The following is a 12,613-nucleotide window of genomic DNA, read 5'->3' on the forward strand; positions in this document are numbered from 1 at the left end:
GGGGTAGGTCATGGCCTCCAGTCTGTCAGTTGCCGACGGCCGTACGAAGCGCCGCCCCCAGGGCCGCCGGGTCGCGGCACGGCACCACGACGACGGTCCCGTCGGCCAGTCGCAGCGGGAACGGCGTACGGCCCTTGGGCAGGTCCGATCCCCCGCCGAGGATGCGGGCCCCGGCCGCGGCTCCGCCTGCGTCGTCGGTGAAGAGGAACTTCGAGTCCACTGTGGACAGCGGTAGGGTCTCCCGGCCGACGACGAGATCGGTGTGCGACACCTCGACGCGGCCGGCGCTCCGGCGGGCGTAGGTCGCCAGGCCGACGGCGCCGGCGGCGACAAGCAGCACCAGCGCCCAGCCGAAGGCATGCAGCCCGCCGGGCAACGCCGCATCCACCGCGACGCCGATCACCCACAGGACGAATACGGCGCCGAGCAGACGCCACGAGGCCCCGGACTCGCGGTAGACCGGCGGCCGGTCGCTCATCCCAGCCGGCGGGCGACTTCGACCGCCCTGTAGGTCAGCACGATGTCCGCGCCGGCCCGGCGGATGGCGGTCAGCGTCTCCATGATCGCCCTGTCGCGGTCGACCCAGCCGCGGGCCGCGGCCGCCTCGAGCATGGCGTATTCCCCGGACACCTGGTAGGCCGCGACGGGTACGTCGACGGCGTCGCGCACCCGGGAGAGGACGTCGAGGTAGGCCAGCGCCGGCTTGACCATCACCGCGTCGGCGCCCTCCGCGAGGTCGAGCCTGACCTCGCGCAGCGCCTCGTCGACGGATCGGGCCGGGTCCTGCTGGTAGCCGGCCCGGTCACCGAAGCGCGGCGCGCCCTCGGCCGCCTCCCGGAACGGCCCGTAGAAGGCCGATGCGTATTTCGCCGAATAGGCCATGATCGGCAGGTCCCCGAAACCGGCCGTATCGAGACCGGCCCGGATGGCTCCGACCTGACCGTCCATCATCCCGCTGGGCGCGACCATGTGCGCGCCGGCGCGGGCCTGCGCCACGGCCACCGACGCGTAACGCTCGAGGGTCGCGTCGTTGTCGACCTGACCGTCGTCGCGCAGCGGCCCGCAGTGTCCGTGGTCGGTGTATTCGCACAGGCAGAGGTCGGCGATCAGCACCGTCTCGTCGCCCAGGTCGGCCCGCAGCTTGCGCAGCGCCTGCTGCACGATGCCGTCGTCAGCGTCGGCACCGCTGCCGGCGGCATCCTTCGCCGCCGGGACGCCGAAGAGCAGCAGCCCGCCGACGCCGGCCTCGACCGCCTCGGCCGCGGCCCGGCGCAGTGACTCGACGGTGTGCTGCACCACCCCGGGCATCGACGACACCGGCACCGGCTCGTCGACGCCCTCCTTGACGAAGACCGGCAGCACGAGTTCCGCCGGATCGATCCGGGTCGACGCGACCAGGCGCCGCAGCGCCGGGGACGAGCGCAGCCGGCGCGGCCGCACCGTGGGGAAGCCGGCCATCGGCTACTGCGCGGCGCGGTCGGTCGACTTCGGTCGCGACGTGCGACGCCGCGGCGGCGGGCTGGCCTCGCCGTTCTCCCGCAGGGTCACGGCGTAAGCCGCCAGCGCGTCGACCAGCGCCGGGATCTGCGCCTCGTCCGGCTGCACGTCGACCCGCAGCCCGAACTCCCGCGCCGTATCGGCGGTCTGCGGCCCGATGCACGCCACGACCGTGCGCGCGTGCGGCTTGCCGGCGATACCGACGAGGTTGCGGACCGTCGACGACGAGGTGAAGCACACCGCGTCGAACCCACCGCCCTTGATCGCCTCCCGCGTCTCGGCCGGCGGCGGGGCCGCCCGCACGGTGCGGTAGGCGGTCACGTCGTCGATCTCCCAGCCGCGCTCCCGGAGTCCGGCCGCCAGCGTCTCGGTGGCGATGTCCGCGCGCGGCAGCAACACCCGGTTGATCGGGTCGAGCACCTCGTCGTACGGCGGGAAGTCGGCCAGCAGACCCTCGCTGGACTGGTCGCCGGACGGCACGAGTTCGGGCACGATGCCGTAGGACCGGACCGCGTCGGCGGTGGCCTCTCCGACGCAGGCGATCTTGACCCCGGCGAACGCCCGGGCGTCCAGCCCGAACTCGTCGAACTTCTCCCGCACCGCGCGCACGGCGTTGACCGAGGTGAAGACGATCCACTCGAACCGGCCGGTGACCAGGCCCTTGATCGCCCGCTCCATCTGCGCCGGCGTCCGCGGCGGCTCGACCGCGATGGTCGGCACCTCCGCGGCGATCGCGCCGTGCATCCGCAGCCGCTCACTCATCGCCCCGGCCTGGTCCTTGGTGCGCGGCACCAGCACCTTCCAGCCGTAGAGCGCCCGGCTCTCCCACCAGGAGAGCTTTCCGCGCCGGCTGACGATCGGGCCGATCACGGCGACGACGGACCCGGCGAACTCGCCGGCGTCCCGCTCGATGCCGTCGAGCGTGCTGTCGACGGTGCGCTGGCTGGCCGACGTCCCGTCGACGGTGACGCTCACCTGGGTCTCGGCGCGCCACCCGTGCTCGACCAGACTGGCGGACAGCTTGCCCAGATCGGCGGCGAGGCTGGTCAACACCAGTGGGCCCGGAGCCGCGGCGATGGCCGACCAGTCGACCCGGTCGATCTCGGCACCGCGTACGTCGAGGACGGTGCGGGTGGAGCCCAGCGGCACGCCGGAGTAGGACGGCACCCCGGTGTCCGGCGCGATCCCCGGCACGATCTCGAACGGCACCGTGGTGCGGGCCACGGCCTGGCACTCCTTGACGACCGACTCGGTGGTCAGCGGGTCACCGGCGACCAGGCGCACCACGTCGTGCCCGGTGCGGGCCTCCGTGACCAGCGCCTTGGCGACCTCGGCGGGTTCGCCGATGGCCGGCCGGGTCTCGAGGTCGGGGAACAGCGCGCTGATGTCCGGCACGTCCGGGTCGGTGAGTACCAGGCCGGCTCGGCCGAGCAGTTCGGTGGCGCGCAGGGTCAGCAGGCCCGGGTCGCCGGGTCCGGCCCCGACGAAGGCGATCTGGCCGACGGGCTTGCGTGGGCGGGTCATCGTGAGCTCCCCAACAAATTCGAGACGCCAGCGGCGAGCAGGTCGGCGGCGAGCCGTCGACCCACCTCCTCGGCGTCGGTGATCGTTCCGGTGGTCGACAGTCGTACGACGGCGCTGCCGTCGATCGCGGCCACGATGCCGCGGAGAACAAGGGCGGTGCGCGGGCGCACCGGGTCGGCGGCTTCGGCCGCATCCAGCGTCGCCAGCGCGCCGACCGGAGCGGAACAGCCGGCCTCCAGCGCCGCGAGCAACGCACGCTCGGCGGTGACGGTCGCCCGCGCCTCCGGATGTTCGAGGGCGGCGAGCGCCGAACGCAGCGCCGTATCGTCCGCGCGGCATTCAATGGCGAGGGCGCCCTGCGCGGGTGCCGGCAGCAGCCGATCCGGGTCGAGCACCTCGGTCACGGCATCCATCCGGCCCAGCCGGGCGAGTCCGGCGCGGGCCAGCACGACGGCGTCCAGCGTGCCGTCGGCGACCTTGCCGACCCGGGTGTCGACGTTGCCGCGGACCGGTACGACGTCGAGATCGCGCCGGTAGGCGCGCAGCTGCGCCATCCGCCGCGGTGCACCGGTGCCGATCCGCGCGCCGGCCGGCAGGTCGTCGAGGCGGGCACCGTCGCGGGCCACGAGCACGTCGCGCGGATCCTCGCGAGCCGGCACGGCAGCCAGGACCAAGCCGGGCGCCGGTGCGGTGGGCAGATCCTTGTAGGAGTGCACGGCCAGGTCGATGTCGCCGGCGAGCAGCGCATCACGCAACGCCGAGACGAAGACGCCGGTGCCACCGAGCTCGGCCACGGCCCGGGTGGAGCGGTCGCCGGCGGTGGTGATCTCGACCAGCTCGACCGGCCCACCGGTGGATCCGGACAGGGCGTCGGCGACGAGGCCGGACTGCGCGCGGGCCAGGGCGCTGGCCCGGGTGCCGAGGCGCACCGCCCGGCGGCCGGTCGAGGTCGGGACGTGAGCGGTCATGACCTGGCCTCCGGCGGCTCGCTCGGGTCGACCGCGGTCACCGAATCGACGGCGGCCGGGGCCAGACCGAACAGCTCGCGCAGGGCCTCCGCGTAGACGTCGCCACCGGGAGACTCGGCGAGCTGCTTGACCCGCACCGTGGGCGCGTGCAGCAGGGTGGACACGGTGCGCCGCACGGCGTGGGCGACCTCGGAGCGCGTCCGGGTGTCGAGGCCGGGCAGCTTGGCGTCCAACCGGGCCAGCTCGGCATCGACGACCGCGGTGGCCTGGGCCCGCAGCGCGGCGACCGTCGGGGCGACCTCGACGGCCCGCTGCCAGCCGAGGTAGGCGCCGGCTTCGTGGGTGACGATGTCGGTGGCCGCGATGATGTCGGCGCCACTCGCCGACTGCGACACCGCGTCCCGCAACGCGTCGAGGTCGACGTAGGTGACCCCGGGCAGCTCGGCGGCCGCCGGATCGACGTCGCGGGGCAGTCCGATGTCGAGGATCACCAGCGGCCGGCCGGCCCGGCCGGCGACGGCCCGCTCCAGCAGGTCCACCGGGACGACGAGGGACGTCGATCCGGTCGAGCTGATGAGCAGATCGGCGTCGGCGAGCACCCGCTCGAGGTCGTCGAGACCGACCGCGCGGGCGGACAGCGTCGCAGCCAGCCGGGCCGCGTTGGCGGCGGTCCGGTTGGCGATCACCAGGTCGCCGACACCGCGGCGACGCAGGGTGGCGCCCGACAGCGCGCCCATCGAGCCCGCACCGACCACCACGGCGGACCGGCCCGCGACGGTGCCGAGCGTGTCGTCCGCCGCGTCCAGGGCGAGCGAGACCACGGAGGCGCCGGCCTTGTCGATGCCGGTCTCGGCGTGCGCCCGCTTGCCGGCGGACAGCGCCCGCTGCGCCAGTTCGTGGATCAGTCGCCCGACGGTCTGCTCCGAGACGGCGACGGCGTAGGCCGTCCGCAACTGCCCGAGGATCTGCGACTCGCCGACGACCATCGAGTCGAGGCCGGCGGCCACCCGGAAGAGATGGTGGACGGCGGCGTCCTCGTAGTGGACGTAGAGGTGGTCGCCCAACGCCGACACGTCGGTGCCGGCGTGTCGGGCGAGAACGGCCGTCACGTCGAAGAGTCCGCCGTGGAACTTGTCGACGTCGACGTAGACCTCGACCCGGTTGCAGGTCGACAGCACCAGCGCCTCGCCCACGTGCTCGGAGCGGGTCAGCTCGTGCAGCGTCTTCGGTACGTCGACCGGGGCGACGCTGAACGCCTCGAGCAGCGACACGGGCGCGGTGCGGTGCGAGAGGCCGACGGCGAGCAGGCTCATCCGACCTCACCCCAATCGGAGTCGCCGGGACCCGCGGACTTGCGCTCCTCGTGGAAGGAGAGGATCTGCAGCTCGACCGCGAGGTCGACCTTGCGGACGTCGACGCCGGCCGGCACGGAGAGCACGACCGGCGCGAAGTTGAGGATGCTCGTGACGCCGGCGGCGACCAGTTGGTCGCAGACCGCCTGCCCGGCTTCGGCGGGCGTAGCGATCACCCCGATCGACACCCGCTCGGACCGCACGATGGCGTCGAGTTCGTCGATGTGGCGGACGATGAGACCGGAGATCCGCTCGCCGACCCGGTTCGGGTCGGCATCGAGCAGCGCGGCGACGTGGAACCCGCGACTGGCAAACCCGCCGTACCCGGCGAGTGCGTGACCGAGGTTGCCGACCCCGATCAGGGCGACCGACCGGTGCCGGGTGAGCCCGAGCGCCCGGGAGATCTGCTCGACGAGGATGCCGACCTCGTAGCCCACGCCTCGCGTCCCGTAGGAGCCGAGGTGCGACAGGTCCTTGCGCAGCTTCGCCGAGTTGACTCCGGCGGCGGCCGCAAGGGCATCGGAGGACACCGTCGTCGTGCCCTTCTCGGCGAAGGCCGAGAGGGCCCGCAGGTATATAGCCAGCCGGCCGACCGTGGCCTCGGGAACGGTCCGGACCCGGTCGCTGGGGACGGAGAACGGCGTGGCCCCCGGGGCGGTGTCGGCCGGGCCGGACTTGCCGGTGACGTTGGCCGCGGCCCGGGCGGCCTTGGCCGCAACCCTCGCGGCTCGAGCGGCGACCCCTCGTCCGCCGGCGACGCCATCGGCGTCCCGGGGCACACGGGGGTCTTGTCGCTCACTCACGGCTGCTCCTGCCCGCCAGCGCATCCGACACCCCGAACGGCGGGTTGGCGTTGCGCTGTGGTATCGAGGATGTCCGATAGACACGTTACTTGCTTGTGAACGCCTGCACAAAGTCGCGAACGTAGCCGCTCACCACTAAGATCAGTGCGCCGCCCAGGCGTCCGGATCGGCCGTGAGGGACGTCACCTCGGTGGGCAGGTGCCCCGCAGCGATGTCCGCGACGGTCACCGACTCGAGCACGTCGCGCAGGCTGGCCCGTACGGCGATCCACACGTCCTGCAGGGCCTTGGCGGGTCCGTTGTAGGCCCGGTGCTCGGGCCGCTCACCCCGAACCTCCGCCAGCGGGCCGTCGATGGCCCGGATGACGTCGGCCACGGTGATCTCCTCGGGCTTCCTCGCCAGCCGGTAGCCGCCGACGGCGCCGCGCTGGCTGTCGACGAAGCGGGACCGCCGGAGGTCGCGCAGGATGCCCTCGAGGAACCGGACCGGGATCGCCTGCGCCTCGGCGAGGGCGTCAGCCGTGACGACCGGGTCCTTGGCCACGGCGAGCTCCACGAGAGCCCGGACCGCGTAGTCCACCTTCGCCGAAATATGCACGGACCCCATTCTGCCGTCCCGGAGGTGCCCCCGTCGCCCCTCGCCCCCGTGTCGCACCTTCCTGCGCCCGGTTGGTCGTGGTCCAGGCAGACTGCCCTCCATGGCACGCACCGTGGGGGTCGAGGAGGAGTACCTGCTCATGCGGGGGGCCTCGCCGGAGTTGGCTCCGACCGGGGACGCGGTGGTCGAGTCTGCGTCGGACACCTCCGACGGCCAGTTCGAGCACGAGCTCCGGCGCGAGCAGGTCGAGCTCGGCACCGATCCGCACGAGTCACTGGCCGACCTCGAGGCCGACCTCAGGCACCGGCGGGCCGAGCTGGCTCAGGCCGGCGAGCGGCGCGGCACCCGGCTGGCCGCGCTGGCGATCAGTCCGCTCGATGACTGGGCGCCGGCACCGACGCCCGAGGAACGGTACGAGCGGATGTCGGAGCAATTCGGCATCATCGCGCGTACCGAGCTGAGCTGCGGGATGCACGTGCACGTCTCCGTCGACTCCCCGGACGAAGGCGTCGCCGTGGTCGATCGCCTCCAGCCCTGGCTGGCGGTGCTCGCGGCACTCAGCGCGAATTCGCCGTACCTGCACGGTGAGGACACCGGATACGCGAGCTACCGCCGGATCCTGTGGGGCCAGTGGCCGACGGCCGGACCGACCGAGCCGTTCGGCGACGTGGCCGGCTACGAGCGCGCACGGGCGGCCATGGTCGTCAGCGGCGCGGCGATCGACGACGGAATGATCTACTTCGACGCCCGGCTGTCGACCCGCTATCCCACCGTCGAGGTCCGGGTCGCCGACGTCTGCCCGGATGCGGCGGACGCCGTCACGATCGCGGCGCTCACCCGCGGGCTGGTATCGACGGTGGCGGCGGATTGGGCGAACGGTCGCGACGCGGTCGGGGTGCGCCACGAACTGCTCCGCGCCGCCTCGTGGCGCGCCGCGCGATACGGGATCGACGGTGACCTTCTCGACGTCGTCAGCACCCGGCTGGTTCCCGCATTTGACCTGATCGCCGACCTGGTCGACCTGCTCACCCCTGCTCTCGAGGACACCGGCGACGCCGAACGGGTGCGGCGCGGCCTCGACCTGATCCGCCGCCGGGGCACCGGCGCGCGGTTGCAGCGCGACCTCGTGGCCGCCGGCGGATCGTTCGACGATGTGGTCGACGCCGTCGTCGCGCGGACCCGCAACTAGCCGGCGCCGGGCCGGTCAGGTGACCGGGACGATGCGGGCGCCCGTCAGCTTCCCGTCCGTGATGGTGATCAGCCCCAGAGTGCCGTGCGGCTGGCGCCGGCGATCGGTCGGCGAGCCGGGGTTGAAGATCCGCAACCCGTCGGCGGTTTCGTTGAGTGGGATGTGCGAATGACCGAAGATCACGAGGTCGGCCGCCGGGAAGCGGCGTCGCATCCGCGCGATGCGGCCCTTGGCCGGGCCGCTGTCGTGGAGCATCGCCACCCGAAGCCCGTCGACGTGGAACTCGAGGCTCTCGGGCGCTCCCCACGCAGCCACGTCGGACCCGTCGTTGTTGCCCCGCACCACCCGCACCGGTGCGTAGCCGGCGAGTTCGTCGAGTACGGCGGGCGTACACACGTCGCCGGCATGCAGGATCACGTCAGCCGTGCGCAGCTGCGTTGCCACTGCAGCCGGACAGGACTTCCATCGCCGTGGCGCGTGGGTGTCCGCGAGGACGGCGATCCGTACGGCGCTCACGCCGACAGGAGCGTAGCGCCGATGTCAGCGAGATCGCGCTCACCATGGTGCTGCCGCAGGTAGAGCTGGAGGTCGGCGACCCGGCGCGCGTGCTCCTCGTCGAAGGCGAGCGGCGCCGGACCGAGGGCATGTCCGGCCGTACCGAGAGTCCGCTCGGCGGCATCGGCGACGACGGCCCGGATGCGGGCAGCCAGCAGCGCTCCCGCGCCGCTTTCGGCCGAGCCACCGTCGATCTGCACTGCGCCGTCGCGGAGTGACGCACCGGCGCCGTACTGCGCGACATCGACCGCGCCGAGCTGCATCCGGGAAACGTCCGTCGGCGTCTGCTCCGTGAGAGTTCGGATCAGCCTGTCTCGTATGGCATTCGCGCCGCCGAACCAGACCGCCGCGACTCCGATGCCGCCCCATCCGAAGCCGGGCCGGTCCAGATACCACTGCGGAGCGCCGACCGGCACGGCCGGCGTGCCGGCGAAATGGACCGGACCAGTGGTCAGATGCTGCAGTCCGCGGGCCACCCACCGGTCCTGCTCGACCGTCACCGACGACTCGGACAAGGGCACGGCGAAAAGGCGCCGGCCGTCCCGGGCGTGCGCGGTGACGAGTGCGTGGTCGAGATATCGGGCCAGCGAGCACCAAGGCTTGGTGCCCTCCAAGCGCCACCGGCCGGACTCCTCTACGGCGGTCAGCGTCGTACCCGACGCCTCCGCGGCGAACACCCCCCACAGGCCCGGCGCGGGCCGTACGCCGGCCTCGCTCAGGATCGCCAACGCATCGGCATGCGGCTCTAGTGTGCGGGCCACGGTGAGATCCCCTGCCCCGGCGGCCGCGAGAAGCTCCCACCGCCGCCAGGTCTGGCCGCGGCCCGGATACGGGAGGGCGGGCCCGAATTCGGCTGCCACACCGAGGGCGGCATTGATGTCGTCGGCGGCGCGCCGTGCAGCCCGGCACAGGTCACGGGGAGACGAACTGACGCGCGGCATGCGTTAAGTCATGCCCAGTACGAGTCCGGTCACACCGAGAGCACCCTCACCCCGGAATCGCGGCAGCGGGTGGTTACCGGCATTCGTTCCGGGTAACAACGAATTCACGAACCGCGCAGCGGGCGACTTCAGGGGGATAGACGATGAAAGCCGTCACCTGGCAGGGCAAGCGGGATGTCCGCGTCGAATCCGTCCCGGATCCGGTCATCAGAAATCCGACCGACGCGATTGTGCGGGTGACCAGCACCAACATCTGCGGATCCGATCTGCACCTGTACGAAACGTTGGGCGCTTTCATGACGGCCGGCGACATTCTCGGTCACGAAGCGATGGGGATTGTCGAGGAGATCGGCGGAGAAGTCGGCACTCTTCAGCCAGGAGACCGGGTCGTCATCCCGTTCCAGATCTCGTGCGGCGCCTGCTTCATGTGCGACCAGCAGTTGTACACGCAGTGCGAGACCACCCAGGTGCGCGAGATGCACACCGGTGCGGCGTTGTTCGGCTATTCCAAGCTATACGGCGAGATCCCGGGCGGGCAGGCGGAATATCTCCGCGTCCCCCAGGCCCAGTTCACCCATATCAAGGTCCCCGAAGGGCCCGCCGACGAGCGGTTCGTCTATCTCTCCGACGTGCTGCCCACGGCGTGGCAGGCGGTCGAATACGCGGCGATCCCCGACGGGGGAACGGTCGTCGTGCTCGGCCTCGGTCCGATCGGCGACATGTCCAGCCGCATCGCCCGCCACCACGGCGCCCGGGTGATCGCGGTCGACCTCGTTCCCGAGCGGCTCGACCGGGCCCGGTCCCGGGGCGTCGAGGTCCTCAACCTCCGGGGACGGGAGCGCGATCTCGCCGACACGATCCGCAGCATGACCGGCGGTCGCGGACCGGACTCCGTGATCGACGCGGTCGGCATGGAGGCACACGGCTCCCCGGCCGGCAAGATGGCGCAGCAGGCGGCGTCACTGCTCCCGGTCAAGCTTGCGGCGCCGATGATGCAGCGGGTGGGTGTCGACCGGCTCAACGCGTTGTACTCGGCGATCGACATCGTCCGGCGCGGCGGCACGATCTCGCTGGCCGGTGTCTACGGCGGCGCGACCGATCCGCTGCCGATGATGACGCTGTTCGACAAGCAGATCCAGGTCCGCATGGGACAGGCGAATGTGAAGCGCTGGGTCGACGACATCCTCCCGCTGCTGACCGACGACGACCCACTCGGTGTCGACGACTTCGCCACGCACCGGCTCCCCCTGGCCGACGCCCCCGTCGCTTATCGCAACTTCCAGCAGAAGCTGGACGGAACCGTGAAGGTCGTCCTGCATCCCTGACCGTCAGTGGTTCGTGTCGCCGCTGCCCTGCATGCGAATGATGAGCGGGACCACCGCCCATAGCACCAACAGGACACCTAGTGTGCCCAGGCCGAAACCAATCCCGGCTCCGGCGCCGACGACGACGTCAAAGATAAGCAGCACGACACCGGACACAGCCAGCGCGAGCAGAGCCAGGCCGAGCTTCGCCATCAGGTCGGCGACGCGGACGAGAGAGTCCTTCTCGTGCTTGCGGAATACCGCGCGGTGGACGGCGACCGGCATCACGAGGAAGCCCGTCGCGCCGATCGACAGCAGCACCACGACCAGGTAGATCACCCGCTGCGCATGGCTGATGGTCTCGAAACGCTGCTGGAAAGGAAGGCTAAGCAAGAATGCCGTCAGCAGTTGGACGCCGGTCTGGGTGACCCGCAGTTCCTGCAACAACTCGGCCCAGTTGCGGTCTATCCGCTCCAGCTTCGTCTCGTGCCGCGATTCATCGCGGTCGTCAGGCGTTCCGTCACTTCCCGCGGGCATGCCAGGCACGTTAGCCCAAGCGCCGCCCGATTTCCCTGGACGAACGGGCTAGTGTCGAAGGAGGTTGAGGTAGCGGCTCACGGGGATGCCGCGTCTCGATCCGGGGGGCCCGTGACCGGCACAGCTCAACCAGCACCGAGGTTCTCGGTGATGGTCAGCCGCGACAGCAGCCAGTGCCTGGTCGAGGCATGTGGTGAATTGGACCTGAGCACCGCCCCGGAGCTGGACGTCACGCTGATCGAGGCGGCCCGGGACGGTTACGCCACAACGGTGATCGTTGACCTCAGGTGGCTCACCTTCTGTGACGCAGCCGGGGTCGGGCTCCTGCTCTCCCACCACTATTCGCTGCGCGCCGCCGGCGGCCGGCTGGTCATCCTGCACCCGCCACGGCAGGTCGCCGAGCTCATCCTGCTCAATCGACTCGACGGCGTCCTCGACCTCCGCTCCCCGCTGGCGACTCAACCCGGCGGACGGCACTAGCGCCGTCACCCGTGTCGCCGGCGCGTCGATGGGTATACACGACACAAGTCCATATCAGCACGGAAATGGGGAGCACCGGCATGCCAGGTCAGGCGCGTAAAGCCACTAGCACGCGGCGGCGACGCACCGGCGCCGCCGGTGCTACGACGCCCCGGAAGGCCGGCCCGGCGAGAAAGTCGACGGCCCAGCCCACCACGACGAGGGCCCTCGCCACCGCCCGCCGCAAGCTCACCGAGATCAAGGCGGCCGAGGCGGAGATAGCAGCGGACCTGAGCACCCGCAAGAGCGAGATCAAGAAGCTCCGTAAAGAGCTCGACGATGTGAAGAGATCCCGGAAGGCCATCAAAAAGAGGATCGCGGCCGAGGCCAAGAACTCCTCGAAAGGGAGTTGAGAACCGTGTGGGCATTGCTCTCGACCCGGCTGCGTACCTGGCTCCTGCTGGCGATCGCGCTACCCCTCGTCCGGATGATCGTCCATCGACTCTCCGGCGCCGCCGACCGACGTGACCCCAAAGCCACGACGTCCAAGTTGATCCGCCACGCGGACAGCGCCCTCGCGTCGACGTCTCGACGGCGCAAGCACTGACGGCCACGACCACCTCCCGTCGCCACCCGACACCTGCACCAGAGGGGATACCGCCATGCCTGTGAGGTCCAGCGAAGGGTCCTACGGCGACGCGCAATCGGAGCGGCTCGCGGTGCGGACGCCGGACGGGCCGCAGGGGCCGCCGCATCCGCGGCGCGGCGGACTCGGTCCGACGCTGAAACGGACCCTGGCGGAGTTCAAGGAGGACAACCTCACCGACCAGGCCGCGGCGTTGACCTACTACGCGGTGCTGTCCATCTTCCCGGCACTGATCGCGCTG

The 12,613-nt window shown here is 71.5% G+C and carries 16 protein-coding genes; 6 read left to right on the top strand and 10 right to left on the bottom strand.

The features are described from left to right. Positions 1–25: 25 nt before the first annotated feature. The 7 genes from VGH85_08870 to VGH85_08900 form a co-directional block, all read right to left on the bottom strand. Positions 26–478: a DUF3093 family protein gene (locus tag VGH85_08870; protein ID HEY2173906.1), complete on the bottom strand. Its 453-nt coding sequence runs from the start codon at positions 476–478 to the stop codon at positions 26–28. After that, a complete protein-coding gene (gene hemB / locus VGH85_08875) occupies positions 475–1,458 on the bottom strand; it encodes a porphobilinogen synthase (protein HEY2173907.1) in 984 nt (327 codons plus the stop codon). The genes VGH85_08870 and hemB overlap by 4 nt, the downstream gene beginning before the upstream one ends. 3 nt (positions 1,459–1,461) lie before the next feature. Further along, entirely contained in the window at positions 1,462–3,021 is a 1,560-nt protein-coding gene (locus VGH85_08880) for a bifunctional uroporphyrinogen-III C-methyltransferase/uroporphyrinogen-III synthase (protein ID HEY2173908.1), read from the bottom strand. Beyond that, positions 3,018–3,989, bottom strand: a complete 972-nt coding sequence (gene hemC, locus VGH85_08885) for a hydroxymethylbilane synthase (GenBank protein HEY2173909.1) — start codon at positions 3,987–3,989, stop codon at positions 3,018–3,020. Before hemC ends, VGH85_08880 begins: the two co-directional genes overlap by 4 nt. Further along, the gene (locus VGH85_08890; protein ID HEY2173910.1) at positions 3,986–5,302 is read right to left on the bottom strand and encodes a glutamyl-tRNA reductase; all 1,317 of its coding nucleotides are present in this window, start codon (positions 5,300–5,302) and stop codon (positions 3,986–3,988) included. The genes hemC and VGH85_08890 overlap by 4 nt, the downstream gene beginning before the upstream one ends. Continuing rightward, positions 5,299–6,144: a redox-sensing transcriptional repressor Rex gene (locus VGH85_08895; protein ID HEY2173911.1), complete on the bottom strand. Its 846-nt coding sequence runs from the start codon at positions 6,142–6,144 to the stop codon at positions 5,299–5,301. Before VGH85_08895 ends, VGH85_08890 begins: the two co-directional genes overlap by 4 nt. A 141-nt stretch (positions 6,145–6,285) precedes the next feature. After that, a complete protein-coding gene (locus tag VGH85_08900; protein HEY2173912.1) occupies positions 6,286–6,741 on the bottom strand; it encodes an Rrf2 family transcriptional regulator in 456 nt (151 codons plus the stop codon). 100 nt (positions 6,742–6,841) lie between these two features. Between VGH85_08900 and VGH85_08905 the strand changes: the two genes are divergently transcribed. Next, on the top strand, positions 6,842–7,930 hold the full coding sequence (locus VGH85_08905) for a glutamate--cysteine ligase (GenBank protein HEY2173913.1): 1,089 nt from the start codon (positions 6,842–6,844) through the stop codon (positions 7,928–7,930). A 15-nt stretch (positions 7,931–7,945) separates the two neighbouring features. On the opposite strand, the gene VGH85_08910 is transcribed toward VGH85_08905, so the two are convergent. Beyond that, complete coding sequence (locus VGH85_08910) at positions 7,946–8,446, bottom strand: metallophosphoesterase family protein (GenBank protein ID HEY2173914.1); 501 nt, start codon at positions 8,444–8,446, stop codon at positions 7,946–7,948. Then, positions 8,443–9,426: an acyl-CoA dehydrogenase family protein gene (locus VGH85_08915; protein HEY2173915.1), complete on the bottom strand. Its 984-nt coding sequence runs from the start codon at positions 9,424–9,426 to the stop codon at positions 8,443–8,445. The genes VGH85_08910 and VGH85_08915 overlap by 4 nt, the downstream gene beginning before the upstream one ends. Positions 9,427–9,569: 143 nt before the next feature. On the opposite strand from VGH85_08915, the gene VGH85_08920 reads away from it, so the two are divergent. Then, entirely contained in the window at positions 9,570–10,751 is a 1,182-nt protein-coding gene (locus tag VGH85_08920) for a zinc-dependent alcohol dehydrogenase (GenBank protein ID HEY2173916.1), read from the top strand. Positions 10,752–10,754: 3 nt separating this feature from the next. On the opposite strand, the gene VGH85_08925 is transcribed toward VGH85_08920, so the two are convergent. Continuing rightward, positions 10,755–11,267: a DUF6328 family protein gene (locus VGH85_08925; protein ID HEY2173917.1), complete on the bottom strand. Its 513-nt coding sequence runs from the start codon at positions 11,265–11,267 to the stop codon at positions 10,755–10,757. Positions 11,268–11,417: 150 nt separating this feature from the next. Here VGH85_08925 and VGH85_08930 point away from each other — a divergent pair, with 150 nt between their 5' ends. From VGH85_08930 to VGH85_08945, 4 genes are all read left to right on the top strand, one after another. Then, positions 11,418–11,747: an STAS domain-containing protein gene (locus tag VGH85_08930; protein ID HEY2173918.1), complete on the top strand. Its 330-nt coding sequence runs from the start codon at positions 11,418–11,420 to the stop codon at positions 11,745–11,747. Positions 11,748–11,827: 80 nt separating this feature from the next. Then, positions 11,828–12,139: a hypothetical protein gene (locus VGH85_08935; protein ID HEY2173919.1), complete on the top strand. Its 312-nt coding sequence runs from the start codon at positions 11,828–11,830 to the stop codon at positions 12,137–12,139. 5 nt (positions 12,140–12,144) lie between these two features. After that, positions 12,145–12,333 carry a hypothetical protein gene (locus VGH85_08940; GenBank protein ID HEY2173920.1) on the top strand — a complete coding sequence of 63 codons (189 nt, stop codon included), beginning with the start codon at positions 12,145–12,147 and terminating at the stop codon, positions 12,331–12,333. Positions 12,334–12,388: 55 nt separating this feature from the next. Further along, positions 12,389–12,613: hypothetical protein (locus VGH85_08945; protein HEY2173921.1), on the top strand; the 225-nt coding region annotated here is incomplete at its 3' end.

The sequence above is a fragment of the Mycobacteriales bacterium genome, from assembly GCA_036497565.1.
Taxonomy (GTDB): Bacteria; Actinomycetota; Actinomycetes; order Mycobacteriales; family QHCD01; genus DASXJE01.

What these genes read in the sequence shown, in the direction of transcription:
- VGH85_08925 (HEY2173917.1), bottom strand. Translation starts at nt 11,267, where the DNA reads ATGCCCGCGGGAAGTGACGGAACGCCTGACGACCGCGATGAATCGCGG.
- VGH85_08905 (HEY2173913.1), top strand. Translation starts at nt 6,842, where the DNA reads ATGGCACGCACCGTGGGGGTCGAGGAGGAGTACCTGCTCATGCGGGGG.
- VGH85_08930 (HEY2173918.1), top strand. Translation starts at nt 11,418, where the DNA reads ATGGTCAGCCGCGACAGCAGCCAGTGCCTGGTCGAGGCATGTGGTGAA.
- VGH85_08935 (HEY2173919.1), top strand. Translation starts at nt 11,828, where the DNA reads ATGCCAGGTCAGGCGCGTAAAGCCACTAGCACGCGGCGGCGACGCACC.
- VGH85_08890 (HEY2173910.1), bottom strand. Translation starts at nt 5,302, where the DNA reads ATGAGCCTGCTCGCCGTCGGCCTCTCGCACCGCACCGCGCCCGTGTCG.
- hemB (HEY2173907.1), bottom strand. Translation starts at nt 1,458, where the DNA reads ATGGCCGGCTTCCCCACGGTGCGGCCGCGCCGGCTGCGCTCGTCCCCG.
- VGH85_08920 (HEY2173916.1), top strand. Translation starts at nt 9,570, where the DNA reads ATGAAAGCCGTCACCTGGCAGGGCAAGCGGGATGTCCGCGTCGAATCC.
- hemC (HEY2173909.1), bottom strand. Translation starts at nt 3,989, where the DNA reads ATGACCGCTCACGTCCCGACCTCGACCGGCCGCCGGGCGGTGCGCCTC.
- VGH85_08915 (HEY2173915.1), bottom strand. Translation starts at nt 9,426, where the DNA reads ATGCCGCGCGTCAGTTCGTCTCCCCGTGACCTGTGCCGGGCTGCACGG.
- VGH85_08870 (HEY2173906.1), bottom strand. Translation starts at nt 478, where the DNA reads ATGAGCGACCGGCCGCCGGTCTACCGCGAGTCCGGGGCCTCGTGGCGT.
- VGH85_08880 (HEY2173908.1), bottom strand. Translation starts at nt 3,021, where the DNA reads ATGACCCGCCCACGCAAGCCCGTCGGCCAGATCGCCTTCGTCGGGGCC.